Annotated in this window: 23 protein-coding genes; 8 read left to right on the forward strand and 15 right to left on the reverse strand. The window is 65.6% G+C overall.

Annotated features, from left to right (window positions below; translation table 11 throughout):
• The first annotated feature begins 87 nt into the window (after positions 1 to 87).
• A complete protein-coding gene (locus KYT87_RS04245) occupies positions 88 to 1,023 on the forward strand; it encodes a glycosyltransferase family A protein (RefSeq protein WP_046803520.1) in 936 nt (311 codons plus the stop codon).
• On the opposite strand, the gene KYT87_RS04250 is transcribed toward KYT87_RS04245, so the two are convergent.
• The 14 genes from KYT87_RS04250 to KYT87_RS04315 form a co-directional block, all read right to left on the reverse strand.
• A complete protein-coding gene (locus KYT87_RS04250; RefSeq protein ID WP_219991753.1) occupies positions 1,020 to 1,787 on the reverse strand; it encodes an ABC transporter ATP-binding protein in 768 nt (255 codons plus the stop codon). The two genes, KYT87_RS04245 and KYT87_RS04250, sit on opposite strands and share 4 nt — an antisense overlap.
• Entirely contained in the window at positions 1,787 to 3,580 is a 1,794-nt protein-coding gene (locus tag KYT87_RS04255) for an ATP-binding cassette domain-containing protein (protein ID WP_219991754.1), read from the reverse strand. The genes KYT87_RS04250 and KYT87_RS04255 overlap by 1 nt, the downstream gene beginning before the upstream one ends.
• Complete coding sequence (locus tag KYT87_RS04260; protein ID WP_046803517.1) at positions 3,577 to 4,617, reverse strand: branched-chain amino acid ABC transporter permease; 1,041 nt, start codon at positions 4,615 to 4,617, stop codon at positions 3,577 to 3,579. Before KYT87_RS04260 ends, KYT87_RS04255 begins: the two co-directional genes overlap by 4 nt.
• An 18-nt stretch (positions 4,618 to 4,635) precedes the next feature.
• On the reverse strand, positions 4,636 to 5,787 hold the full coding sequence (locus KYT87_RS04265) for an ABC transporter substrate-binding protein (RefSeq protein WP_046803516.1): 1,152 nt from the start codon (positions 5,785 to 5,787) through the stop codon (positions 4,636 to 4,638).
• Positions 5,788 to 5,980: 193 nt separating this feature from the next.
• A complete protein-coding gene (locus KYT87_RS04270; RefSeq protein ID WP_219991755.1) occupies positions 5,981 to 6,709 on the reverse strand; it encodes an SDR family NAD(P)-dependent oxidoreductase in 729 nt (242 codons plus the stop codon).
• Between the two features lie 45 nt (positions 6,710 to 6,754).
• Positions 6,755 to 7,540 carry a cyclase family protein gene (locus KYT87_RS04275; protein WP_046803514.1) on the reverse strand — a complete coding sequence of 262 codons (786 nt, stop codon included), beginning with the start codon at positions 7,538 to 7,540 and terminating at the stop codon, positions 6,755 to 6,757.
• A gap of 90 nt (positions 7,541 to 7,630) precedes the next feature.
• A complete protein-coding gene (locus tag KYT87_RS04280) occupies positions 7,631 to 8,872 on the reverse strand; it encodes an SDR family NAD(P)-dependent oxidoreductase (RefSeq protein ID WP_219991756.1) in 1,242 nt (413 codons plus the stop codon).
• Positions 8,869 to 10,038, reverse strand: a complete 1,170-nt coding sequence (locus KYT87_RS04285) for a thiolase family protein (RefSeq protein ID WP_219991757.1) — start codon at positions 10,036 to 10,038, stop codon at positions 8,869 to 8,871. Before KYT87_RS04285 ends, KYT87_RS04280 begins: the two co-directional genes overlap by 4 nt.
• Entirely contained in the window at positions 10,035 to 11,684 is a 1,650-nt protein-coding gene (locus KYT87_RS04290) for an AMP-binding protein (RefSeq protein WP_219991758.1), read from the reverse strand. The genes KYT87_RS04285 and KYT87_RS04290 overlap by 4 nt, the downstream gene beginning before the upstream one ends.
• 9 nt (positions 11,685 to 11,693) lie before the next feature.
• The gene (locus KYT87_RS04295) at positions 11,694 to 12,185 is read right to left on the reverse strand and encodes an aromatic-ring-hydroxylating dioxygenase subunit beta (protein WP_046803510.1); all 492 of its coding nucleotides are present in this window, start codon (positions 12,183 to 12,185) and stop codon (positions 11,694 to 11,696) included.
• On the reverse strand, positions 12,182 to 13,501 hold the full coding sequence (locus tag KYT87_RS04300) for an aromatic ring-hydroxylating dioxygenase subunit alpha (protein WP_046803509.1): 1,320 nt from the start codon (positions 13,499 to 13,501) through the stop codon (positions 12,182 to 12,184). Before KYT87_RS04300 ends, KYT87_RS04295 begins: the two co-directional genes overlap by 4 nt.
• Before the next feature lie 30 nt (positions 13,502 to 13,531).
• The gene (locus KYT87_RS04305) at positions 13,532 to 14,509 is read right to left on the reverse strand and encodes a PDR/VanB family oxidoreductase (protein WP_219991759.1); all 978 of its coding nucleotides are present in this window, start codon (positions 14,507 to 14,509) and stop codon (positions 13,532 to 13,534) included.
• A 50-nt stretch (positions 14,510 to 14,559) separates the two neighbouring features.
• Positions 14,560 to 16,116 (reverse strand): indolepyruvate oxidoreductase subunit beta family protein, encoded by a 1,557-nt coding sequence (locus KYT87_RS04310; protein WP_219991760.1) that lies wholly within the window; start codon positions 16,114 to 16,116, stop codon positions 14,560 to 14,562.
• 13 nt (positions 16,117 to 16,129) lie between these two features.
• The gene (locus tag KYT87_RS04315) at positions 16,130 to 18,373 is read right to left on the reverse strand and encodes an indolepyruvate ferredoxin oxidoreductase subunit alpha (RefSeq protein ID WP_219991761.1); all 2,244 of its coding nucleotides are present in this window, start codon (positions 18,371 to 18,373) and stop codon (positions 16,130 to 16,132) included.
• Here KYT87_RS04315 and KYT87_RS04320 point away from each other — a divergent pair.
• The 7 genes from KYT87_RS04320 (at position 18,354) to KYT87_RS04350 (ending at position 24,999) form a co-directional block, all read left to right on the forward strand.
• On the forward strand, positions 18,354 to 18,716 hold the full coding sequence (locus tag KYT87_RS04320; RefSeq protein WP_146073902.1) for a hypothetical protein: 363 nt from the start codon (positions 18,354 to 18,356) through the stop codon (positions 18,714 to 18,716). The genes KYT87_RS04315 and KYT87_RS04320 overlap by 20 nt on opposite strands.
• Before the next feature lie 26 nt (positions 18,717 to 18,742).
• A complete protein-coding gene (locus KYT87_RS04325) occupies positions 18,743 to 19,249 on the forward strand; it encodes a MarR family winged helix-turn-helix transcriptional regulator (protein WP_046803551.1) in 507 nt (168 codons plus the stop codon).
• 236 nt (positions 19,250 to 19,485) lie between these two features.
• On the forward strand, positions 19,486 to 21,057 hold the full coding sequence (locus tag KYT87_RS04330) for an ABC transporter substrate-binding protein (protein ID WP_219991762.1): 1,572 nt from the start codon (positions 19,486 to 19,488) through the stop codon (positions 21,055 to 21,057).
• A 64-nt stretch (positions 21,058 to 21,121) separates the two neighbouring features.
• Positions 21,122 to 22,111, forward strand: coding sequence for an ABC transporter permease (locus tag KYT87_RS04335; RefSeq protein WP_046803504.1), 990 nt, complete (start codon positions 21,122 to 21,124; stop codon positions 22,109 to 22,111).
• Positions 22,111 to 23,025: an ABC transporter permease gene (locus KYT87_RS04340; protein ID WP_104143527.1), complete on the forward strand. Its 915-nt coding sequence runs from the start codon at positions 22,111 to 22,113 to the stop codon at positions 23,023 to 23,025. Before KYT87_RS04335 ends, KYT87_RS04340 begins: the two co-directional genes overlap by 1 nt.
• Positions 23,026 to 23,032: 7 nt before the next feature.
• Positions 23,033 to 24,013 (forward strand): ABC transporter ATP-binding protein, encoded by a 981-nt coding sequence (locus tag KYT87_RS04345; protein ID WP_046803502.1) that lies wholly within the window; start codon positions 23,033 to 23,035, stop codon positions 24,011 to 24,013.
• A complete protein-coding gene (locus KYT87_RS04350; RefSeq protein ID WP_219991763.1) occupies positions 24,010 to 24,999 on the forward strand; it encodes an ABC transporter ATP-binding protein in 990 nt (329 codons plus the stop codon). Before KYT87_RS04345 ends, KYT87_RS04350 begins: the two co-directional genes overlap by 4 nt.
• Positions 25,000 to 25,078: 79 nt before the next feature.
• Here the strand turns inward: KYT87_RS04350 and KYT87_RS04355 are convergent, their stop codons facing one another.
• On the reverse strand, positions 25,079 to 25,600 hold the full coding sequence (locus KYT87_RS04355; protein WP_104143530.1) for a hypothetical protein: 522 nt from the start codon (positions 25,598 to 25,600) through the stop codon (positions 25,079 to 25,081).
• Between the last annotated feature and the right edge of the window lie 206 nt (positions 25,601 to 25,806).

Consider the following 25,806-nt stretch of genomic DNA (forward strand, 5'->3'; position numbering starts at 1 on the left):
CGTTGGCATATCCCCTACACTTCAGGCGAAAACAGACAGACCAAGACCGCAGCGGTGGCACGGAGATCGCAAAGGGGCATAGCAGGCATGACCGATACACCAACGTTTTTCACCGTTCTAACGCCCACCTACAACCGGGCGGGTACGCTGCACCGGGTGTACGAATCGCTTTCCCGGCAGACATTCAGGGACTTCGAATGGGTCGTGGTGGACGACGGCTCCACCGACAACACCCACGAATCCATCCTGGACTGGCAGACGCGCGCGGATTTTCCCATCCGCTACATCTGGCAGAACAACCAGCACAAGAAAACCGCCTTCAATCGGGGCGTGCGCGAAGCCAACGGCCAGATGATCGTCGGCCTGGACAGCGACGACGAGATGCCGCCCGACGCACTGGCCATCTTCAAGGAAGCCTGGGAAGCCATCCCGCCCGCGCGCCGCGATTCCTATGTGGCCGTGACCGGGCTGTGCGCGCGGCCCGACGGCAGCATCGTCGGCGACCGCTATCCGCAAGACGTGTTCGACAGCACCGCCGTGGACGTGTACTTCCGCTATCGCATCAAGGGCGAGAAGTTCGGCTGTATGCGCACCGACATCCTGCGCAAATATCCCTTTCCGGAAGACGTGGCCGGCTTCGTGCCGGAAAGCCTGGTGTGGTGGGCGATTGCGCGCGCGGGCTATCTCAGCCGCTTCATCAACCGCGTGGTGCGCACGTACCACGACACCCCGGGCGGCTTGTCCCAAGGTGCGGTGTCGGTCAGCAACAACGCCCAGGGCCTGTACCTGCTGGCCTGGGACATGCTGCAACATCATCTGGAATTCTTCCGCTACCGCCCGCGCGAATTCATCATGGCGGCCGCGCGCTACACGCGCTTTCGGCTGCACCTGAAGCATTCGGGCGTGCCCACGGCAGTGGGCGCCTATCGGCTGACCAACCCCATGGCAACCTTCATGGTCGCGGCGATGTGGCCGGTGGGCTATGCGCTGTACCGGCGGGATCGGCGGCGCGGCGTGGCCTAGACCGCCGAGGGGACGGCGGGCGCGGCAGGCGCGGACGCGCCATGCCCCAGGCCCAAATACACCTCGACCACGCGCGGGTCCACCGCCACCTCGGCGGCAGGCCCTTCCAGCGTGACGGCGCCCGTTTCCAGCACGTAGGCGTAGTCGGCCACTTGCAGCGCCGCGCGGGCGTTCTGTTCGATCAGCAGGATCGACACGCCCATCTCGCGCAGCCGCGCCACGATCTTGAACACTTCACGCACGATGCGCGGCGCCAGCCCCAGGCTGGGTTCGTCCAGCATCAGCAGGCGCGGCTTGGCCATCAACGCGCGTCCCACGGCCAGCATCTGGCGTTCACCACCCGACAGCGTGCCGGCCAGTTGCGCATGGCGTTCCTTCAGTCGCGGGAACAGCTCGTAAACTTCCGCCAGCGTTTTGTCCTGGTCGCGCAAGCCCGTGCGAAAACGGTGGAAGCCGCCCAGCATCAGGTTGTCGTGCACCGTCATTTCAGAAAACAGCTCGCGCTTTTCGGGCACCAGGTTCATCCCGGCCGCCACCATTTCCTCGATCTCGGCATGCTCCTGCGGTTTCCCGCCGAACACGATCTGGCCCGTGGAGGGCAGCACGCCCATGATGGCCGACAGCAAGGTGGTCTTGCCCGCGCCGTTGGGGCCGATCACGGTCACGATCTGGCCTTCGCCCACCGTCAGGCTCACGCCCGAGACCGCTTCGACCTTGTCGTACGCCACGCGCAAGTCGCGCACTTCCAGCAGATTCGTGCTCATCATTCCACTCCGCCCAGATAGGCCTCAAGCACCGCGGGGTTGTGCTGGATCTCGGCCGGCAAGCCCTCGGCGATTTTTTCGCCGAAGTCCATGACCACCACGCGATCCACCAAGCCCATCACGAAATCCATGTCGTGCTCGACCAGCAAGATGGCCATGCCTTCCGAACGCAGCTTCTTCAGCAGCTCGGCCAGTTCGCATTTTTCCTGATAGCGCAGCCCCGCCGCCGGCTCGTCCAGCAGCAGGATGCAAGGGTCCGACGCCAGCGCCCGCGCGATTTCCAGAATGCGCTGTTGCCCCAAGGCCAGCGATCCGGCTTCGTCGTGCAGGTGCTTGCCCAGCCCCACGCGTTCGACCTGCCGCGCGGCCTCGGCCAGCAGGCGCGCTTCCTCGGCCCGGTCCAGGCGCCAGGCGGCCGGCAGCACGCCACGATGGCCGCGCAGGTGCGCGCCGATCGCCACGTTTTCCAGCACGCTCATGCGGCCCAACAGGCGCACATGCTGGAACGTGCGAGACAAACCCAGGCGCGCGATCTTGCGCGCACCGGCGCCCGCCACCGATTGCCCCAGCAGCGTGACCTGGCCCGAGGTGGGCGTGTCCACGCCCGAAATCTGGTTGAACATCGTGCTCTTGCCCGCGCCGTTGGGGCCGATCAACGCCAGGATCTCACCGGCGCGTATCTCCAGGTTCATGGCGTTGTTGGCGACCAGGCCGCCGAACTTGCGCGTCACGTCCACCGCCTTCAACACCACCTCGCCGCGCGCCGGCATGGGCTTGCGCGGCAGGGGCTCGGCGTTCATGTCCACGCGGCGCACCGCTTTCTTCACGCGGATCCAGCGCGTCAGCACCGGCCACAGGCCGCTGCGGGCGCGGTGCAGCAACAGCACCATGCCGAAGCCGAACACGATGACTTCAAAGTTGCCCGTCTGCCCCAACACCTTGGGCAACCAGTCTTGCAACCATTGCTTGGCCACCGTAAACACGCCGGCGCCCACCAGCGCGCCCCAGACCTGGCCCGCGCCGCCGATCACCGTCATGAACAGATATTCGATACCCATTTGCAGGCCGAACGGATTCGGGTTCACAAAGCGCTGCATGTGCGCGTACAGCCAGCCGGACGCGCAGGCCTGCAAGGCCGCGATGATGAAGATCACCATGCGCGAGCGCGCCGTGTTCACGCCCATGGATTCGGCCATCACGCGGCCGCCCTTGAGCGCGCGGATGGCGCGGCCTTCGCGCGAATCCAGGAGGTTCTGCGTGGACCAGACGGCCACCATCAGAAACGCCCAGATCAGGTAATAGATGCTGCCGCCCTGGTTCAGCGTCCAGCCGAACAGGTTGATGGCCGGGATGTCTGGGATGCCGGTATGGCCGCCCAACCCTTCCACCGAGCCGAACGCAAAGTACAGCGACAGGCCCCAGGCGATGGTGCCCAGCGGCAGAAAGTGGCCCGACAGCTTCAGCGTGATCGCGCCCAGCAGGTAGGCGATGACCAGCGTCAGCAACAAGCCGGCCAGCAGCGTCAACCAGGGCGATGCGCCCAGCCAGGCCAGCCACGACGGCAGCGTGTCGGCGCGGGTGGTCAGCAGCGCCGTGGTGTAGGCGCCCACGCCCACGAAGGCCGCCTGGCCGAAGCTGGTCAGGCCGCCCACGCCGGTCAGCAGCACCAGGCCCAGCGCTACCAGCGCGTACAGGCCGATGTAGTTCAGCAGCGTGATATAGAACGGCGGCAGGGCCAGCGGCCCCAGCGCCAGCAGCGCCAGGAACGCGACGAGGATGATGCGGGGGTTCATTCGTCTTCTTCCTCGACGTGATGGCTTTTCAACGAGCGCCAGAGCAGCACGGGAATGATCAGCGTGAACACGATGATTTCCTTGTACGCGCTGGCCCAGAACGACGAGAACGCTTCGATCAGCCCGACCAGCACCGCGCCGGCCGCCGCCAAGGGGTAGCTGACCAGGCCGCCGATGATGGCGCCCACGAAGCCCTTCAGGCTGACCATGAAGCCGGAATCGAAATACATGGTGGTGATGGGGGCGATGAGTATGCCCGACACCGTGCCGATCAATGCGGCAAGAAAAAACGTGGCGCGCCCGGCGAAGATGGGCGAAATGCCCATCAGCCGCGCGCCCAGCCGGTTGAACGCCGCGGCGCGCAGCGCCTTGCCGTACATCGACCGTTCAAAGAACTGGTACAGCACCACGATCAGCACCGCCGACACCGCCACCACCCAAAGCGCCTGGCTATTGACGTTGATGGGACCCAGCGCCAGGCTGGCGTCGGAAAAAGGCGCGGTGCGCGCGCCCTCGGCGCCGAACGCCAGCAGGCCCAGGCCCACCAGCGCCAGGTGCACGGCAATGGACACGATCAGCAGCACCAGCGTGGACGCCGAGGCAATCGGCTGATAGAACAGCCGATACAGCTGCGGCCCCATCGGCACCACCAGCAGCAGCGTCAACAACGCCTGCACGGCCATCGGCAGCTGCGCCAGCGGCAGTTGGTACAACAGCCCCGCCAGGATCAGCGGGTAGATCGCCTTGGCCGCGATGCGCCAAAGCCCGCGCGAGCGGCCCGGGCGCTTGGCCCGCGCCATCAGGTCGGCCACGGCTTCAGCCAGCGCGAAGGCCAGCAGCAGCCACACCAGCAGCACGGGCTTGCCGGCCTGGATGGCCGCCATGGTCAGCGCGCCGAAGGCGACGAACTCGCCCTGGGGGATGAACAGCACGCGGGTAACGGTAAAGACCAGCAGGATCGACAACGCCAACAACGCATAGATCGCGCCGTTGGTGATGCCGTCCTGCCCGAGTATCAAGGCGATCTGAGCATTCATGCGAAAAGGTCCAAGCCGTTACTTCACCAGCGTCCAGTTGCCGTCCTTGACGGTGATGAGCTCGCGGCCGCGATCATCGAAACCGCTGTGGTCGGCGGCGCTCATGTTGTAGACGCCTTGCGTGCCCACCAGCTCCTTGGTCTGTTCCAGCGCGTCGCGCAAGGCGCTGCGGAATTCCTTGGTGCCCGGCTTGCCGGCCTTCTCGGCAATCGGCACGGCCTTTTCCAGCAGCAGCCCGGCGTCGTAGACGTTGGCGCCGAAGGTGGCGGGCTTGGAACCGTTCAGCTTTTCGTACGCGGCGATGTAGTCGGTGGCGACTTTCTTGGACGGGTTGCTGTCCGGCATTTCCGGCAGCACCAGCATCAGGCTGGCGGCCAGCACCGTGCCTTCAACCTTCTTGCCGCCCAGTTTCAGGAAGTCGGGCAGCGCCGCGCCGTGGGTCTGGTAGAACTTACCCTTGTAGCCCTGATCGAACAGCGTCGTCTGCGGCAGCACGCTGGCGGCGCCGGGGGCGGCCACCAGCACGGCGTCCGGCTTGGCGGCCAGGATCTTCAAGGCTTGGCCCGTGACCGAGCTGTCAAAGCGCAGATAGCGCTCGTTGGCAATGATCTTGATGCCTTTCTCGGTGGCCAGGCCCGAGAAAACCTTGTACCAATTCTCGCCATACGGATCGTTCAGGCCGATGAAGCCCACCGTCTTGATGCCGGTCTTGGCCATGTGGTCGACCAGCGCGCGCGCGATGATGTCGTCGTTCTGCGTGGTCTTGAACACCCACTTCTTCTGCTCGTTCATGGGCAGCACCACGGCCGCCGTGCCCACCGGCGCCAGCATCGGCACGCCGGCCTCGGCGGCGAACTGGATCACGCCCATGGCGTTGGGCGAACCCGACGGGCCGATCAACGCGTCCACGTTCTGTTCCGAAATCAGCTTCTTGAACGCCGTCACCGAGTTGGTGGAATCGCTGGCGTCGTCCAGCGAGACATATTCCACGGTCAGGTCGCCGATTTTCTTGGGCAGCAGCGGCACGGTGTTCTTCTGCGGAATGCCGACCAGTGCGGTCGGGCCGGTGGAAGACGTGACGACGCCCACTTTCATTTGCGCCAACGCGGGCAGCGCGAACAGGGCAGCAACGGCGGCGGCCGCGGCCAGGGGGAGTTTCTTCGACAGCATGGCAAAACCTCCGGATAGGGAGCAGGGTGGGGGTGCAGCTGAAAAGCGGAGAAAACGGGAACAGCGAAAATCTTGGGAATCGCGAGAATTACTTGTTGCTTAAAATTTCTAACCTGCAAGGATCAGCACTGTAGACGGGCTCTTGGTGCTTACCTATCCGTCAAAACCCGAAGCATGCATGGCGCAACGTCCGCTAGATGGTGATGGAACTGACGCTGGCGCCGCCGCAGACGAACAGCGTCTGGCCGGTTACGAAGCTGTTGGCGGGGTCGGCAAAGAACATCACCGCGCGCGCCACGTCGTCGGAGCGGCCCAGGCGCTTGACCGGAATGCCGTTGGCCAGCTGCTTTTCCCGTTCGCTGCCGGGTTTGATCACTTCGTAGAACATGTCCGTCTGGATCGGGCCGGGGGCCACCACGTTCACCGTGATGCCATGGGGCGCCAGTTCCAGCGACCAGGTGCGCGCCATGCCCACCATGCCGGCCTTGGTGGCCGAATAGGCGGTGCGCGTGGGCAGGCCCAGCGCGCCACGGGACGACATCATCACGATGCGGCCGAAATGGCGTTCCTGCATGCCGGGCAGCGCCGCCTGCACCAGGCTGATCGCGGCGCCCAGGTGAATCTGCGTCAGGCCGTGCAGTTCTTCCTGCGTGACTTGCGGCAGCAAGTTGGGCCAGATCACGCCCGCGTTGTGGATAACGTGGCTGATCGGAAAGCGGGACGCGGCCTCCTGGCCGGCCTGCGCGGTGGCGTCCGCATCCAGCAAGTCCACCTGCATGTTGTGCAGACGCGGGTGCGTAAAGTCCGCCGCGCGGCGCGCCATTGAAATCACTTCATAGCCGGCGTCCAGCATGCTGCGGCAGATCTCGGCGCCTATGCCGGCGCTGCCGCCGGTGACCAGCGCTACGTATTGTTGTGTCATGCGTGTCCTTGGTTGGGTTGCCGTATAGGCCAGGTCCGGCGGGGCTCAGGCGCGGGGCGCCAGCGCCAGCACGCGCAGCGGGCTGCCCGAGCCGCTGCGGATCTTCAGCGGGGCCGAGAAAATCACGGCGCCGGTGGGCGGCAACTGGTCCAGGTTGGTCAGGCACTGCAAGCCGTAGCGGTTATTGCCGTGCATGTAGTAGTGGCAGGGGTAGGGCGGGTTCAAGTGATGAGCCTGGCCGGCGTCGGTGCCCACCGATTCCGTGCCGAAGCCGTGCACATCGCGTTCCTTGATCAGCCACGGCACCACGTCGGCGTCCGGGCCGGGCGAATGCGCGCCGTCTTCCTGCATGTTCAGGTATTCGACGGGCTTGGCGCGCTTGGACCAATCGGTGCGCATCAGCACCCACGACCGCGCGGGGATGCGGCCGTGCTTTTCCTCCCAGGCCTTGACGAAGTCGATGGTCAGCAGAAAGTCGGGGTTGTCGCGGGCCTCGGCGGAACAGTCGATCACGCACGCGCTGGCGATGAAGGCGTCGATGGGAATCGTGTCGACCGTGTTGTCGGGCTGGTCCTTGCCCGATACCCAGTGGGCGGGCGCGTCGAAGTGCGTGCCCGTGTGCTCGGAACACGAAAAATTGTTCCAATACCAAGCCGGGCCGCGCTCGTCATAGCGCGAGATTTCTTCCATGCGGAACGGCCACGCCTGGCCGAATTCCGGCGGCAGGACGATGGTGGGAAATTCCGGCGTCAGCGTCTCGGTCAAGTCCACCAGGCCGATGCGGCCGGTGACAAGTTCCGTCATGAATTGGGCAAGAATGTTCTGGCTCATGCTGCGGCTCCTGGGGGTGGGCGCGTCGCTTGCGCGATGCGCCGGAGGGAATCTGGGGTGTTGTCTTGGGCAGTGGCGTGGCGGGCGCGGTCAGGCGCCCAGCTCGCGTTCCAGCCCCTTGGGGTTGTCGGCCAGGCGTGCGCGGAATTCCTGCGCCACGTCGCCCACATACACGTCTTCCACGCCGTCCTTCAGCGCGCGCACGATGGCGGCGGCGATGGCGGCGGGGGCCACGCGCGGCGGCGGCGTGTGCTGTTCCCATTCGTGGTCGACGGGGCCGGGAAACACGTTCACCACCCGCACGCCGGCGCCGCGCATTTCCGCGCGCAGGCATTGCGTCAGCGACAAGGCGGCGGCCTTCGATGCCGACCACATGCCGCGCGACGGCAGGTTCATGTGCGCGTAGATGGACAGCACGTTGACCCAGGCGGTGGCGTTGTTGACGCCGTCGGCGGCGCGGCTGCACAGGGCAGGGCCGAAACTTTGGGCCAGGCGCATCAGCCCCAGCACGTTCACGTCCATGGCGTCGCGCGCGGTGTTTACGTCCTTGCGATGGAGCAGGCCGCCTTCGCGTTCCAGATCGGCCGTGTTCACCAGGATTTCCACCTTGCCGCCGATGGACGCCGCCAGGCGGTCGACGGAATCGGAATCCGTCACGTCCAGGGCAACCGACTGCACGCGCGGGTCGGCAACCAGCGCGTCAAAGGCGGCGTCGCGCTTCCATGCCTGCGCATCGCCCAGGAACACCGTGGGGCAGCCCGCGTCCAGCAAGGCCCGCGCCACGGCCTGGCCCACCGCCGACTTGCCGTCGGTGACCAGCGCGCGGCGGAACTTCGGGTCGCACGAGGTCTCGCGCAGGGTCTTGTCGTCTTCCATGTTGGGCGTATTCCTTTCAGGCAGGGCGATCATCACGGCTTGGCCGCTGCGGTCCAGCTTCAGCGCCAGCCGCACGCGGGCGCCGTCGGCGCAGTCCTGGTGCACGTGCGCCACGACGGAGGGGCCGGCGTCCATCACCACCGTGCCCACGCGCCACGGCAGGCGTTCGCGGAAGTACAGGTCGTTGCTGTGATGCAGCGTGGTGCTGACCAGCAACGTGCCGTTGGGGTCGGCAGGACGCCAGGGCAGGTGTTCGGACAGGCAGTGGCCGCAGACTTCGCGCGGCGGATACTGCACCGCGCCGCAATCGGCGCAGGTCTGCAAATCGAAGCGGCCTTCGGCAGCGGCGGCCGTCAGGCCCAGCGCCGCGCGGCTGCGCGAGCCGGGCGGCAAGGTGGGCTGGCGGGTGCGCGCAACCGGATTCTTCCGGGGCGGCTTGGCTAGCGGCTCGGTCATGCGTCGCTCCTTGCCAGGATGGCCGCGGCGGTGCACAGGCCGCGGTCGTAATTGATCATGCCGAAACCGCTGACCATGCCAACGCGCGCGTCGGCCACTTGCGTGCCGCCCGCCGTGCCGGTCAATTGGCGCAGCGCTTCGACCATGCCCAGGTAGCCGCCCGCCGCGCCCGCCTGACCCACCGACAGCTGGCCGCCGTTGGTGTTGAAGGGGAAGCTGCCGTCCACGGTGAAGGTGTGGGCGCGGACGAATTCCGGCGCGTCGCCCTTGTTGCAAAAGCCCAGGTCTTCGATCTGCATCAGGTTGATGACGGGGTAGTCGTCATAGGCTTGCAGGAAGTCCATGTCGGCCGGCGTGGCGTTGGCCTGGCCGTACAGTTCGTCCACGTCCATGGTCCAGCCGCCGCGCGTCTGGATGGGGTCTTCGATCCAGGCGTTGTGGCGTTCGATGGTGGACAGGATGCGGGCATAGGGCAGGTTCAAGGCGCGGGCCTGGTCTTCACGCATGACGAGGAAGGCGTCGGCGCCCGCGCAGGGCATCACGCAGTCGAACAGATGGATGGGGTCGGTAATGACGCGCGCGTCCAGATACTGTTGCAGGCTCAGCGGCTTTTTCATCAGCGCGTGCGGGTAGCGCAAGGCGTTGTCGCGCTGCGCCACGCACAGCTTGCCGAAATCCTCGCGCGTGGCGCCGGTGGTGCGCATGTAATGCGCCGTCAGCAGCGCGAAGCTGGCGTTGGGGCCGCCCGCGCCATAGGGGTAGACGGCGTCTTGCGCAAAGCGCGAGAACTGGCTGACGGTATTGCGAAACGAGTCCACGTGGTTGGTGTCGCCCGCGATGCAGGCGACGATGTTCGCGTCGCCCGCCTGCACCGCGCGGGCCGCGCGGCGCAGCGCGGCCACGCCGCTGGCGCCGCCCATGGGGATGTGGTCCAGCCAGCGCGGGCTCATGCCCAGGTGCTGGACCAGGCCGACGGCGGTGTCCGGCGCCAGCGTGAAGCTGGACACGCACAGGCCGTCCACGTCCTGCTTGGCCACGCCGGATTGCCGGATCAGCGCGCCCAGCGTGCGGCCCAGCCACCAGTGGGCGGCATGCGTGGAATAACGTTCGTACGGGATGGTGACGGGAAGGGCCGCCACGATGCCGTCATAGCCCAGGCGGCTCATTGGGCAGACTCCTGGCGGTCGGGCGCCTGGCGCTTTTTCATGGCGTTGGTGTCGATGCAGCGCGCCGTGCCGGGCAAGGTCGGCGCCAGCGTTTTCATTTCGCCGCGCTGGATCTTGTTGGTGGTGGTCAGCGGCAGGCTGTCCACAAAGGCCACATAGCCGGGCGCTTTGTAATAGGCCAGCTGTTGCAGGCACCACTGCACGATATCGCGCGCGGCCTCGGCCATGGCGGCGTCGTCGGCGGGCAGGGCTTCGGGCACGACGCAGGCCAGCACTTCGTCGCCGCGCACCGGGTCGGGCACGGCGGCCACGGCCACCGCCTTGACCAGCGGATGCTGCATCAGCACGCTTTCCACTTCCACGGCCGAGATGTTTTCGCCGCTGCGGCGGATCACGTTTTTCTTGCGATCCACGAAGCGCAGCGCGCCGTCGGCTTCGCGGCGCACGATGTCGCCCGTATGGAACCAGCCGTCTTGCCAGGCATCGTCGGTGGCGGCCTCGTCTTTCAGGTAGCCGGCGAAGAAGCCGTAGCGCGGGTCGTCGCCGGCGTGCCGCACCAGCAGTTCGCCGTGTTCGCCCACGGCGGCGGGCTGGCCCGCGTCCGTCACGATGCGCACCTGCACGTCGTCTTCTTCGCGGCCAAAGCTGCTGGTGCCGACGTGGCGCGGTTCGTGGTTGGCGATGATGACGGCGCCCGCGCCGGTTTCGGTCATGGCCCAGGCTTCCAGCAAGGGAAAGCCGAAGCGCGCTTCAAACGGCGCATGCAGCTTGCGGTCCACGCCCGCGCCAAAGCCGAAGCGGATGGCGGGTTGCAGGTCGCGGTCGGACGGCGGCGCCTTCATCAGTATGGCGGGCATCACGCCCAGGTAATGCAGCACGGTGGCGCCGGCCTCGCGCACGCTGTCCCACCACGTCTTGGGGTGGAAGCGGTCTAGCGGAATCAGGCAGCCGCCGGTCAGCACCATGGCCATGGCGGAATACGCCATGGCGTTCATGTGCACCAGCGGCAGCGGCGTCAGCATGCGTTCCTGGCCGGGGCGCAGCGTTGCCAGCCCGCCGATGCGCGCATACCAGCCGCCCGCGTGCAGGAAATAGCGGTTGGGCAGGATGCAACCCTTGGGGCGGCCGGTCGTGCCGGACGTGTACAGCAGGGCGCATTCCGTCAGCTCGGTAGGCGCGGTGTCGGCCAGCGGCGCGGTGAAGGGCGCGGGCGGCGGTGCATCGTCGGGGCCCATCACACGCAAGGGGCGGCCCGCGCGTTCGGCGGCGGCCAGCAAATCGGCGTGGCGGGTGGGCAGGGCAACGGCCAGGGCGATCTCGGAATGGCCGGTCAGGTATTCGAGTTCGGCCGCGCGCAGGTCCGGGTTGATCGGCACCACCGACACGCCCAGCGCGTTCAAGGCGAACCAATGCAGGAAGAAGGCGGGGCGATTTTCCAGCAGCAGCCCCACGCGGTGGCCGTGGCCGTAGCCCGCCGCCGCATAGGCGGCGCGCAGCGTTTCGATGGCGTCGGCCGCGCGGCCATACGACAGTTCGCCGGCGTCTATGCCATAGACCTGGGCCGTTTCCGGCAGGATGCACAGGAAGGGCTGCGCGCGGTAGCGCGAAGCGGTGTCGACAAATGCCTGGTGGACGGTGGTGCTCACAAGCCGCTCCTACATGAACAGTTGGATGTTGCCGAAGGCGGCGTCGCAGTTGACCAGGTCAACGCGCTTCAAACGGATGCGCAGCGCGCCGTCCTGTTCCACCAGGTGGTGCGTGGCCCAGCCGGCGTACAGCGTCTGCAAGTCCTGGCGCGTTTCAACATAGTGAAAGGCGGTACGCACCACATGGCGGCCTTCTTCAGGCGCGGCGTCGGGGTGGCCGTGTTCGACGGTGGGCGCTTGCAGCAGGTGATGGCAGCGGCTTTTAGGCTGCTGCGAAAACGTGCGCTGGCCCGCCAAGCGCTCCACGCGCACGCGCAGCAGCAGCTTGTCTTCGTACATCAGGGACGCGTGCAGCTTCGGGTCCGTCTGGCCGTGCGCCAGCGGCATCCAGTAGTAGCCGTCTTCGGTGTACAGGTTCAGCCAGTCTTCGAAGCGCAGCTCGTCCAGCAGGCGCGCTTCGGCGTAGACAAAGTCGATCAACTCGCGGTCGCTTGCGCTCATACCGACTCCGATCCGGTCATGTAGCGGCCCCATGCGCGGTATTGGTTGCGCATCTGCCATTCGTTGGTGCCGTTGGTGGTGACGTTCTTCTGGCCGGCTTCGTCGGGCGTATACAGCCGGCCCACATTGACCCAGTCGCGCGCGCGGGAATTCAGGCCGTCTTGGGCGCGTTCGTACATTTCCAGGTCGTCATGGCCGACAACGGAGGTGGGCGCGTTGATCAGCCGGTTGTACATCAGCGTGCGCTCCAGCAGCAGGTCGGGCGCGCCGACCAGGCGGAACGTCCACGATTCCACCAGCGTGCGGTCGGCGGCAAGGGGCTTGAAGATGCGCAGCGTCTGGATCGGGCCCTTCACCATGATGTTGGGGAAGTACACGGTGTTGTGGCGCACGTCGCCCAGGATCTGTTTGGCGCGTTCCTCGCCGTAGGCGGCCACCATGGATTCCCAATAGCCCGGCACGCCGGAGTACGACGCGTGGATCGAGTCCGACACGCCGGTGTGCCCGTGGCCGTTTTCCCAGACGCGAATGCCCATGTTTTCAAAGAACTCGTACGGCGAGATAAAGGGCGCGAACAGTTCCACCGCCATCGGCTTGGGCGTGCCTTCCGGCGCCTGCTCCCAGACTTTTACCGCCGTGCCCGCCGACGATTCGTGCGCCACCATCGGGTGGCAGGTATCGGTCTGGTTATCGACCAGCATCTTCCAGTTGCAGCGGTGCATGTAGCGCAGCACGCCACCGGCCACTTCCAACCGGCCCTCGGGCGAGCGGTCCACCATGTTGTCCAGCGTGGACAAGGAATCGCCGAAGAAATCCTCGAACGACTGGCCTTCCGGATTCAGGCGGCAGAACACAAAGCCGCGATGGTTCTTGACGTCTTTGACGGCGGCCATGCCCTGGCTGGCTTCGCAGTTTTCCAGGCCGGTGTTCTCGTAGCCTTTCTTCAGGGGGATCGACAGCAGGCTGCCGTCCGTCTTGAATGTCCAGGCGTGGTACGGACAGCGAAAGAACTTGCCGGTGTTGCCGCAGGCGTCGCCAGCCACCATCGTGCCTTTGTGCGGGCAGCGGTTGTGCAGCACGCGCACGGTCTTGTCGCTGTGGCGCACCATCACCACGGGCTGGTTGCCGACGGTGGTGGTGATGTAGTCGCCGTTGTTGGGCACCTGGCTGTCGTGGCCGACGTAGACCCAGGTGTTGGCGTACAGGCGTTCCATTTCCAGGTCGAATAATTCCTGGTCGATGAACAGGTCCTTGTGTACTTCCGTGTCGCGCACCAGGGCGCGGATGGCGTCGGGGTTGTCGCGGTATTTGGCCATGGTCGCTTCCTTGTCGTCGGGGCGGCAGCGTTACAGGTCCAGCACCAGGCGGGCGGATTTCGCGCGCGAGATACAGATCTGGATGATCTTGCCGCTGGCCTTCTCGGTGTCCGAGAGGTAGTAGTCGCGATGATCGGGCTCGCCTTCCAGCACCGTTGCCTGACACACGCCGCATTCGCCGCGCTTGCAGTCGTACATCGGGTCGCAGCCTTCTTCTTCCATGACGTCGACGATGGTCTTGTCGGCGGGAATGGTCAGCGTGCGGCCGGACTGGCGCAGCTCGACTTCAAACGCCTGGTCGCCGGCTTGCGCGGCGGCGGTGACGAACAGTTCGAAGTGAACGTGGGCATCGGGCCAGTGGCGGGCCCTGGCGCCGGCAATCACGGCATCGATCAAGCCCTTGGGGCCGCACACGTACAGGTGCTGGCGCGGGTTGGAAGCGGCCAGCAGCGCTTGCAGGTCGAAGCGGCAGGCGGGGTCGTCGTCCGCGTGCACGGTCAGGCTGCTGCCTGCCAGCGCTTCCAGTTCGGGCAGGAAGGCCAGTTGATCCTTGCTGCGGCCACAGTAGTGCAGATGAAAGTCGCGCCCAGCGGCTTTGAGCGCGGCGGCCATGGACGCCACCGGCGTAATGCCAATGCCACCCGCGATCAGCACCACGGGTTCGTCGCCTGCCGGAGATTCATGCAGCGGAAAATCGTTCTTGGGGCCTTCGACACTAAGCGTGTCGCCTTCGGCCAGCGCATGCATGTGGCGCGAGCCGCCCTGGCTGGTTTCTTCCAGCCGTACGCCCAGCCGGTATTCGGTGGGCTGCGCGAACTGGCCGGCGTCGGGCGTCAGCTGCACCAGCGAATAGCAGCGCGGTTCATGCACACCGGGCACGGTGACCTTCAGATGCGCGCCGGGGCCGAAGGCGGGCAGCGGCCCGGCATCTTCGCGCGCCAGCCGGAAGGAACGGATCAACGGCGATTCTTGCCGGACTTCCCGGACGATCAGTTTCAGTGTCTGCACGGCGTTTGTCTCTTTCGGTATTCCGGTATTCCGGTATTCGGGTAGCGGGATCAGGCCGCCAGCTTTTCGGCCAGCTTCTCGGCCATCTGGCGTTCCATCGGGGCGCAGCTTTCGTTGGCCAGCGCGGTCTCGCGCAGCGTGCGCAGCGTCTCGGCCGCATCGGGGCGGCCCACCAGCTGTGCCGCCGCCGCGATCAGCTGGCGATACTTGCCGCCGCCGCGCACGTGCGTATCGCTATAACCCTTGACCAGGCGCCGGCAATTAACGGTTTCAACGGCCAGGGCGTAGTCCTGCGGCGCCAGCCGGGCAATCAGGTCCAGCCATTGCCGCAAGCCTTCCGATTCGATTTGATGGCGCAACGTACGGCGGCGAAAGCGGCGCATGCCGGCCAGCGAATACAGCATCAGGAAGCCGCCCAGCGTGCCGCTTTGCATCAAGCGGCCTTTGCCCAGGCGGCGTTCCACAAAGCCGCCGAAGGCCTTGGACCCTTCCAGCCAGCGGCCCATGCGCGTGGGCATCGTGCCGCAGATTTCTTCCAGGCGCGGGTGCATGTAGTCGGTCGTCATCACCAGTTGGTCCGGCCGTGCACCCACTTCGTTTCGCACCCGTTCAAAGCGGGTGCCGCGCGTTTTCAGGTCGGCCACGCGGATCACGTCGTCGTAGGCCATGGCGGTGGCGACGTAGCGCGCGGCGGCACAGGTCAGCGCCCAGCCTTGGGCATCGCCGCCGTGTTGGGCGTCCAGGTCGCGTAGCGCCTTCATATGGCGCAGATAGTCGGCGGCGTAGGCGGCGTCCTGGAATTCAAGCTGGCGGCGCACGCCGGCCGTCAGCATGGGCTGCGCACAGGCGGGGAAGTCGCGCTTGATGGTGTCCAGCAGCGCCTGCGTCTTCGGGCTGGCGGCGCGTTCGGGCACGTCGGGCACGGGGCGCGTCAGGTCGATGGCGGCGGGTTGGGCGGGCGCGGCATGGGCGGCGTCAAAGCCCAGCGCAAAGGCGCGCAGGCTGGCGTCCACGCCCAGGCCTGCACGCCGCACGGTGGCCTCGTAGTCGTCGCGCGTGAAGGGCAGGGCGCCGCTGCCGGCCACCGCGCCAAACAGGCTGGCGCTGATGACGCTGCCGGCGCGGTCGGCCAGGTCTTGCAGGTCGAAGCACAGGAAGCGCTTGGCGGCGGCGCGGCCGGCTTCCAGCACTTTGTTGGGGTCGGCAATGCCGTTGCCGGGCGCGGACTTTTCGCTGACGGCGTAGCTGCGGTGCGACGAGGACAGCAACACCGTGCGTTCCGGCGTGACCAGGCCACGCTGGATGGCGCGGCCGCCTTCCATCAGTTCGGCGGCAACGACCAGATCCACGTCGCCGGGGGTGGGCATCAAGGCCAACGCGGGCGGGCGTCCGGCGCGCGCCACGTCCGCTTCGGGCAGCAGTTCCAGGTAGTAGATGGTGGCGCCGGTGCGCTGCGCCACGCCGGGCACCGATGTGGTTTGCGCCCACCAGCCGGCGTGCTCGGCCATGTCGACGATCCAGTCGGCCAGGACGCCGCCGCCCTGGCCGCCCATGGCCAGGATGGCGATCTTGATGGGGTTGCCTTGCTGCATTGCCGGCGGGTTCATGAAGGGCTAGTCCTTACAGGGCGTATTGGGCCAGCCGCGCGGCGCGGCGGCGTTGTAGGAAACCGATCACGGCGCCGCGCATGCGTGCCAGGAAGCGGTCGGTGCCGGTGGGGTTGTGCACGATATCGGCGCGATAGAAAGACGGGCACAGCACGGCGGCATGGGCCACTTCGCCGCAGTTGCCGCAGCCCACGCAGCTGCTTTCCACGTGCGCTACCGGGTCTTCCTTCAAGGGGTCGCCGCTGTCCTTGATGGACAGCGATGGGCAGCCGGACAGCCGGATACAGGCGTGGTCGCCGGTGCACACGTCGGGGTCCACGCCAAAGCGTTCCTTGACTACGCGGCGGCCTTCCTTGACGGCCTTGTTGAATAGCGGCTTGATGCGGCGCTGCTTGTTCAGCATGCATTCGGACTGCGCGATGATGACCTTCGGACCCTTGATGTCGGTGGTCAGCGCTTCTTCGATGGTGGCGCGCACCTTGGCCACGTCGTAGGTGCGGTCCAGCGTGCGCACCCACTTCACGCCCACGCCGCGCACGGCATGATCGATGGGGTTGTTGGTGGAGCGATCGGGGTTGTCGGCACGCGACGACAAAATGTCCTGCCCGCCGGTCGCCGACGCATAGAAGTTGTCGACGATGACGATGACGCCGTCGTACTTGTTGAATACCGCGTTGCCGATGCCGGACGACAAGCCGTTATGCCAGAAGCCGCCGTCGCCCATGATGGAAATGGGGCGCTTGGCGGCGGGCACATTGAACGCCGCCGCGCTGGAGGCGCCCAGGCCGTAGCCCATGGTGGTGGCGCCCAGGTTGAAGGGCGGCAGGATGGAGAAAAGGTGGCAGCCGATGTCGCAGGAAATGTGATGTTGCCCCAGCTTTTCCTGGGCCAGCGTCAGCGCGGAAAAGATCGGGCGTTCGGGGCAGCCCGTACAGAAGCCGGCAGGGCGCGGCGGCACCACCGAGGCCAGCCCGTCCACCTGCTTGTGGAAGGTGATTGGTTGCTCGACGCGCTTTGCGGCAGGCTTCGGACGCGCGACTTCGGTGATTTCAAGTTGGCTGCTGGGGGCTTGGGCTTGGGCCTGGGCCACCGCATCCACCGCCACCGCCGCATGCGTCTGTAGCGATTCAGGACGATGGCGCTTCAAGAATTCGCGCACGCCGTCGCGCATCACTTGCGTGGTGTATTCGCCCGCCATCGGCAACACGTCCTTGCCGGACAGGTGCGTGTCGATACCCGCCTTGCGCAGCACGGCGTGCAGGTTCTGTTCGATGTAGTCCGGCTGGCCTTCTTCCAGCAGCAGCACCGCGCGCTTGCCCCGGCAGAATTCCGTGACTTCGTCTTCGATGACGGGGTAGGTCACGTTCATGACGTAAAGCGGAATGCGGCTGTTGCCGAAGTTATCGGCCAGGCCCAGCAGTTGCAGCGAGCGGATGACGCCGTTGTACAGGCCGCCTTGCAGGATCAGGCCGATATCGTCCTGGTCGCCGTCAAAGTGCTCGTTCAGCTTGTGTTCTTTGATATAGCGGATGGCGGCGGGCCAGCGGTCCTTGATTTTTTCCTGCTCGTGCAGGAAGGACGCGGGCGGCAGCACGATGCGGCTGGTGTCGCGCGCCGGGCTTTCCAACGCCTGCGCCAGCGAAAACGCGGGCCGCTTATTTTCCTTGGCAATGAAGCGGCCATGCACGTGGCAACCCCGGATGCGCAGTTGCAGCATCACCGGCGTCTTGCTGGCTTCCGACAATTCAAAGCCGTCTTCCACGGCCTTGACCATGCTTTCCAGGTTGGGGCGCGGGTCCAGCAGCCAGATCTGCGACTTCATGGCGAACGCGTGCGAGCGTTCCTGCATGATGGATGAGCCTTCGCCGTAGTCTTCGCCCACGATGACCAGCGCACCGCCCGTCACGCCGCCCGATGCCAGGTTGGCCAGCGCATCCGACGCCACGTTGGTGCCCACGGTGGACTTCCACGTGACCGCGCCGCGTATCGGGTACATGACGGACGCCGCCAGGGTCGCGGCGGCGGTGGCTTCCGAGGCGCTGGCCTCGAAGTGCACGCCCAGTTCTTGCAGGATGTCGTTGGCGTCGGCCAGCACATCCATCAAATGCGAAATGGGCGAACCCTGATAGCCCGCCACATAGCCCACACCCGATTGCAGCAAGGCTTTGGTGACGGCAAGAATGCCCTCGCCGCGAAATTCTTCGCCGGCGCCGATGCGCAACTGCTGGACTTCTTTCTTGAAAGACCTTTCAGCCATCTCGAACTCCTGGTGGGGCCGGATGACCGGTCCTCAAGCCTTGCTGCCGTGCAGCATCGTCGTGCCACGAAATTGTCGTCTGAAAAATACTTTAGGAGTCAACGTTTTAGCTGTCAACAAAAAAGATGAAATTTCATGGAAATCAAAAAATATCACGCTAAAACAAGGATGTATATACTGGTTGTTCTCTAGCTTCATGGCGGGTTTTCGGCCCCGCCATGGTGCAAAAACGGGTTGCGATTCGGGGTATACCCTGTGCTGCGCAACAGCATTGCCGTGCATCATGGCGCGCGTTTGCGCCGTCGTGGTGCAATGCGTTTTTTCGGCCGTCGGCCATTCATGAATTCCGGTGCGTGGGAGCAAAGCAACATGCGGTTGGACAAGCAGCGGGACACACAACTGACGGGGCGCGGCACTTCAGGGCCGCGTTTCGTTGACGGCTATCTGGCATACCTGCTGGCGCAGGCCAGCCAGCGCATCTCGGCCGAATTCCATATGCAGGTCAAGGCGGCCGGGCTATCGGTGACCGAATGGCGGGTGCTGGCCAGCCTGGAAGGCAGCCCCGGCGAAACCATCGGCACGCTGGCCGTGCTGGCCATCACCAAGCAACCCACGCTAAGCAAGGTGGTGCAGCGGATGGAGGCCGAGGGGCTGGTGGCGCGCACCGGCGTGCGGGCCGACCGCCGCCAGACGCGCGTGTGCATCACCACCAAGGGCACCCACCTGATCGCGGGCCTGTGCGAACAGGCGTTGCAACATCAAAAAGCCGTGCTGGCGCCGTTTGGCGAAGAAAAGGCGGCGCTGCTGATCGACATGCTGGAAGTGTTGATGACCGAGCACGTGCCGCTGGAACTGCCGATCGACGCCGAGGAATAAGTGCGCGGTGATTCGGGCGGTGATTCGGGCGGTGATTCGGGCGGTGATGGCGGACGTTGCATCCGCGCACTCGAACATTGTTCGACCCGACAATTTTGTTACATGCTTATACGTCCCTTAATAGATCTCCCTCTGTGAAAAGGGGCCACGGTACGCATAAACCCTGAATTGACTGGGGTCTTACGCGTAGGCACACTCGGCGCCGGTATTCAGACTAATGTCAGGAGTTAACCCCTATGCGCCGCACTTTGATTGCTATCGCGATCGCCGCCGCCGTGGCTGTGCCCTCGATCGGGCAGGCCAAGACTTTCCGTTGGGCCGCCCAAGGCGACATCCTTACGTTCGACCCGCACTCGCAAAACGAGGGCATGACGATCGCCGCCAACAGCTACATCTACGAGCCGCTGGTGGACTACGACAAGACGTTCAAGGTGGTGCCGCGCCTGGCCACGGAATGGGAACAGGTGTCGCCGACGCTGTATCGCTTCAAGCTGCGCCGCGGGGTGAAGTTCCATGACGGCGCGGCCTTCACCGCCGACGACGCGGTGTTCTCGATTCACCGCGCCATGGCGCCCACGTCGAACTACAAGGCCTACACGACCGGCATCAAGGAAGCGCGCAAGATCGACGACCTGACCATCGAGATCGAAACGTCGGCGCCCAACCCGGTGCTGCTGCGCCAGCTGACCAACGTGTTCATCATGAACAAGGCCTGGTCCGAAAAGAACAACATCGCCAAGCCGCAGGACTACGTCAACAAAGAAGAGACCTTTGGCGCGCGCAACACCAACGGCACCGGCCCCTACAAGCTGAAGACGCGCGAAGTGGACGTGCGCACCGTCTTTGAAGAAAACAAGGACTGGTGGAACAAGGCCGGCAAGGTCGGCAACGTGACCGAGGTGGTGTTTACGCCCATCAAGCAGAACGCCACGCGCACCGCCGCGTTGCTGTCCGGCGAAATCGACTTCGTGCTGGACCCCGCCGCGCAGGATCTGGAGCGCTTGCGCCAGGCGCAGAAGGTGGTCGAAGGCAACGAATACCGCACCATTTACCTGGGCCTGGACCAGAAGCGTCCGGAATTGCAGTACTCGAACATCAAGGGCAAGAACCCGTTCCAGGACATCCGCGTTCGCGAAGCGCTGTACCGCGCCATCGACGTGGACGCCATCAAGCGCGCCGTGATGCGCGGCCTGTCCGCGCCCACCGGCACGATGATCGCGCCGCAGGTGCATGGCTGGGCGGAATCGGTGCACAAGCGCGTGCCCTACGACCCCGAAAAGTCGCGCGCGTTGCTCAAGGAAGCTGGCTACGACGGCACCTTGAACTTCACGCTGGACTGCCCCAACAACCGCTACATCAACGACGAAGCCATCTGCCAGGCCGTGGTCGGCATGTGGGCCAAGGTGGGTGTGAAGGCCACGATGAACGCCATGCCGCGTTCCACGTACTTCCCCAAGGTGCAGTCGTTCGACACCAGCGCCTACCTGTTCGGCTGGGGCGTGCCCACGTTCGACGCCATGTACTCGTTGCAGAACCTGATCCGCACCAAGGGCGAGGGCGCGGACGGCATGTACAACCTGGGCGGCTACAGCAACAAGGAACTTGACGTCATCATCGACCGCATCAAGACCGAGACCGATCCCGCCAAGCGCGACGCCGACATCATCACCGTGCTGCAAGGGCACGCCAAGGACTTCGGCCACATCCCGCTGCATGACCAGGTCATCCCCTGGGCGATGCGCAAGAACGTCACGGTTATCCACCGTGCCGATAATCGCCTTGTTGCCGACTGGGTCAAGGTTGACTGATCCCGGCTAACCAGACGGCGCGGCGCCCACCCGGCGCGCGCCGTCTGTTTTTGGTTGTTCCCCTATGTTTGCTTTCATACTGCGCCGCCTGTTGCAGGCCGTAGCGGTGATGCTCACCGTCGCGCTACTGGCCTTTGTGCTTTTCCAATACGTCGGCGACCCTGTCACCATCATGCTGGGGCAGGACGCCACCGATGCCGAGCGCGTCGAACTGCGTGAACGCCTGGGCCTGAACGAGCCCGCCATCGTTCAATTCGGCCATTTCGTGGCCAACGCCGCGCAGGGCAATTTCGGCATTTCGCTGCGCCAGAGCGAACCCGTTTCCACTTTGCTCAAGTCCCGCCTGCCGGCCACGCTGGAGCTGTCCATGGTGGCCGCCTTGCTGGCGCTGGTGGTGGGCGTGCCGCTGGGCGTGTACACCGCGCTCAAGCGCAACAGCCTGGTTTCGCAGCTGCTGCTGGCCGGTTCCTTGCTGGGCGTGTCGCTGCCCACCTTCCTGATCGGCATCCTGCTGATCCTGGTGTTCTCGGTGCAGCTGGGCTGGCTGCCCAGCTACGGGCGGGGCGATACCGTCGCCGTAGGCTGGTGGACGTCGGGGCTGTTCACCGCCACCGGCTGGAAGCACCTGATCCTGCCGTCCATCACCTTGTCGTTGTTCCAGATGACGTTGGTGCTGCGCCTGGTGCGTTCTGAAATGCTGGAAGTGCTGCGGTCCGACTACATCAAGTTCGCCCGCGCACGGGGGCTGAAGCGCCGCGCCATTCACTTCGGCCACGCGCTGAAGAACACGATGGTGCCCGTCATCACGATCACCGGCTTGCAACTGGGCGGCATCATCGCGTTTGCCATCGTCACGGAAACCGTATTCCAGTGGCCGGGCATGGGCCTGCTGTTCATCCAGGCGGTGCAATTTGCCGACGTGCCCGTGATGGCCGCGTACCTGTGCCTGATCGCGCTGGTGTTCGTGGTGATCAACCTGGTGGTCGATCTGCTTTATTTCGTCGTCGACCCGCGCTTGCGTTCCGGGATGACTCGCGCCGGGGGGGCTCACTGATGCGCGCCGCACTCAAACGTTGGTGGGACAGCGACATTGCCTGGGCCTGGCGCCGCGCGCCCGTGGCCATCATTGCGACGCTGTTGCTGGCGACGCTGCTGATCGGCTCGTTCGGCGCCGGCTGGGTCGCGCCGCACAACCCGTTCGATCTGACTACGGTAGAACTGCTGGACGCCTTGCTGCCGCCCGCCTGGGAAGCCAACGGCCAGGCCACCTACCTGCTGGGTACCGACAGCCAGGGCCGCGACCTGTATTCCGCCATCCTCTACGGCACGCGCGTGTCGCTGTTGATCGGGCTGGCGTCGGTGCTGCTGTCGATGTTGATCGGTATCGTGCTGGGGCTGATTTCCGGCTACGCGGGTGGGCGCATCGATGCGTTCATCATGCGGGTGGCCGACGTGCAGCTGTCGTTCCCGGCGATTCTGATCGCGCTGTTGATCGATGGCGTGGCGCGTGCCGCCGTGCCGCGCGAGATGCACGAGCTGATCGCGTTCCCCGTGCTGATCGGCGCCATCGCGCTGGCCGGCTGGCCGCAGTACGCACGCACCGTGCGCGGGTCCACGCTGGTGGAGAAAAACCGCGAATACGTGCAGGCGGCGCGCGTGATCGGCGTGGCCTCGCCCGTCATCATGTTCCGCCACGTGCTGCCCAATGTGCTGGGGCCGGTGCTGGTGCTGGCCACGGTGCACCTGGCCACCGCCATCATCACCGAGGCGACCTTGTCGTTCCTGGGGGTGGGCGTGCCGCCGACCGCGCCGTCGCTGGGCACGCTGATCCGCATCGGCAACGATTTCCTGTTTTCCGGCGAATGGTGGATCACCATTTTCCCGGGCGCGGCGCTGGTGCTGCTGGTGCTGTCGGTCAACCTGCTGGGTGACTGGCTGCGCGATGCGCTCAACCCGCGGCTGAATTGAGGTAACCATGAGCGCACTTCTGGAAGTCCGCAATCTGCGCGTGGAATTTCCCACGCGCCGCGGCACGCTACGCGCCCTGGACGACGTGTCCTTTTCCATCCAGGCCGGCGAAGTGCTGGGCGTGGTGGGCGAATCGGGCGCCGGCAAATCGCTGACCGGCGCCTCCATCATCGGCCTGCTGGAACCGCCGGGCCGTATCGCGGCGGGCGAAATCCTGCTGGCGGGCCGCCGCATCGACAACCTGCCCGACGAGCAGATGCGCCGCGTGCGCGGCCGCGAAATCGGCGCGGTGTTCCAGGACCCCTTGACGTCGCTGAACCCGCTGTACACGGTGGGCCGGCAGTTGGCGGAAACCATCGTCACGCATCTGGACATGACGTGGTCGCAGGCGCGCAACCGCGCGGTGGAATTGCTGGCGTCCACCGGCATCCCGGCCGCGCGTGAACGCATCGACCACTATCCGCACCAGTTCTCGGGCGGCATGCGGCAACGCGTGGTCATCGCGCTGGCGCTGGCGGCCGAGCCCAAGCTGGTGGTGGCCGATGAGCCCACCACGGCGCTGGATGTGTCCATCCAGGCGCAGATCATCGAACTGCTGAAACGCCTGTGCCGCGACCACGGCACGGCGGTCATGCTGATCACGCACGACATGGGCGTCATCGCCGAAACCGCCGACCGCGTGGCGGTGATGTACGCGGGCCGCGTGGCCGAGATCGGGCCGGTGGCCGACGTGATCCACAAGCCGCGCCATCCCTATACGGCGGGGTTGATGGGGTCCATCCCGTCAATGGACGGGCACACGGAACGGCTGGTGCAGATCGACGGCAGCATGCCGCGCCTGAACGCCATTCCGCCGGGCTGCGCGTTCAATCCGCGTTGCGGCCAGCGCCTGCCGCGCTGCGCGACCGAGCGCCCCGAATTACTGCCGGCGGGCACGTCCCGCGCGGCCTGTTGGTTGCATGACGACAAAGCGATGGTGGCCGCATGAACGCGCCCTTGGTGGAAGTAAAGGATGCCGCGCGCTGGTTCGACGTGTCGCCGCCGTGGCTGGAACGCAAGCTGGCGGGCAAGCCGCGTGTGATGCTGCGCGCCGTGGACGGTGTGTCGTTCGACATTGCACGCGGTGAAACGCTGGCGCTGGTGGGCGAATCGGGCTGTGGAAAATCCACGGTCGCGCGCATGCTGGTGGGCTTGTACGGACTGACGCGTGGCGACATCCGTTTCGACGGCCAGCCGCTGTCACGCATGTCGGAGAAGGGTGGCCGCAATCTGCGCAAGCGCTTGCAGATGATTTTTCAGGACCCGTACGCCAGCCTGAACCCGCGTTGGCGCGTGGGCCGCATCATCGCCGAACCCATGCTGACGCACACAACCATGACGCCCGCCGAACGTGTGGCGCGCGTCAGTGAATTGCTGTTGCAGGTGGGGCTGGACCCGGCTGATCAGGGGCGTTATCCGCATCAGTTTTCGGGCGGGCAGCGTCAACGCATCTCGATTGCGCGGGCGCTGGCGGTGAACCCGGAATTCCTGGTGTGCGACGAACCGACGTCCGCGCTTGACGTATCGGTGCAGGCGCAGGTGTTGAACCTGATGAAGGACCTGCAACGCAAGCTGGGGCTGACCTATCTGTTCATTTCGCACAACCTGGCGGTGGTGCACCATGTGGCCGACCGGGTGGGCGTGATGTACCTGGGCCGGATGGTGGAAGTGGCGCCGCGCGATGAACTGTTTGCGCGGCCCAGGCATCCGTACACGCGGATGCTGCTTGAAGCGATTCCGGATATCAACGGGGCGGGCAAGCCGCGCACGGCGGTGGCCGGCGAAGTGCCCAATCCGCTGAACCCGCCACCAGGATGCACGTTTCATCCGCGCTGCCCGCACGCCAATGACCGCTGCCGGGCCGAAGCGCCGGTTGCCATGTTGACTGGGGTTTCCGTGGTGGCCTGCCATGCGGTAGAGGAAGGGCGCGCCTGAGGAAGGATGCGCCCGAACGATAAGGGCGGGCTGCAATGGCGCCCAAGCCGTCACGGGCCGGACCCGACCCCGCCCGGTATCAATGGCGGGGTTCGTGGACCGAGTCGTACGGCGTGTCGTCGTCCTCATCGTCCTCGTCCTCGTCTTCGTCCTCTGCGTCGGCCGTGCTCGGGTCCGCTTGCGGTTCTTCGGTCAGCGCAAAGGGCAGGACGTCTTCCAGGTTGTCGGACCACGCGGATTCTTCGCCGTCGTGGTCCAGCTTGATGAAGCGTTCGCCTTCGTTCAGCGAAATCTGCACGGCCCACAGGTACAGGCAGTCGTAGGTGTCGTCATCGGCATGCGGCAGCCCGCCGCGATTGCCCAGCAGGCGCGAGCCCGCGCCGCCCATCTGGACGTGAGTCTGCTCATCGTCCGCTTCCGCGCCTTCGTCCATCGGCACGCCATAGGTGACCCACTCGGTGCCTTCGTCGCCCAGGATGACTTCGGCCAGCACCGGCTTGCCCAGATACGCGCTGAGGGCGTCGGCGGTCTTGGCCAGCATGTCCAGCTCGGACGTGCTGAAGTGGGTGACGGAGGCTGGGGGAGTGGCTGAGGCGGACATGAAGAGGGTTCCTGGGCGCGATGAAGCCGCGACGGCACGGCAAAATACGTAAAGTCAGGCGCTATTGTCGCGCGATCGGCGCTGCGTTGCATCAGGCGCTTGGATGACGCGGCGTTACAAGGCTGTCAGGCCCGCGCGGGCCGGCGGCTCAATGCCTTGCCGGCGTCCTGTTTTCAGCCTTTGTTCCACCGGCAATGCCCGACCTG

Origin of the sequence: Achromobacter sp. ES-001 (assembly GCF_019448355.1) — a bacterium.
Taxonomy (GTDB): Bacteria; Pseudomonadota; Gammaproteobacteria; order Burkholderiales; family Burkholderiaceae_B; genus Achromobacter; species Achromobacter spanius_B.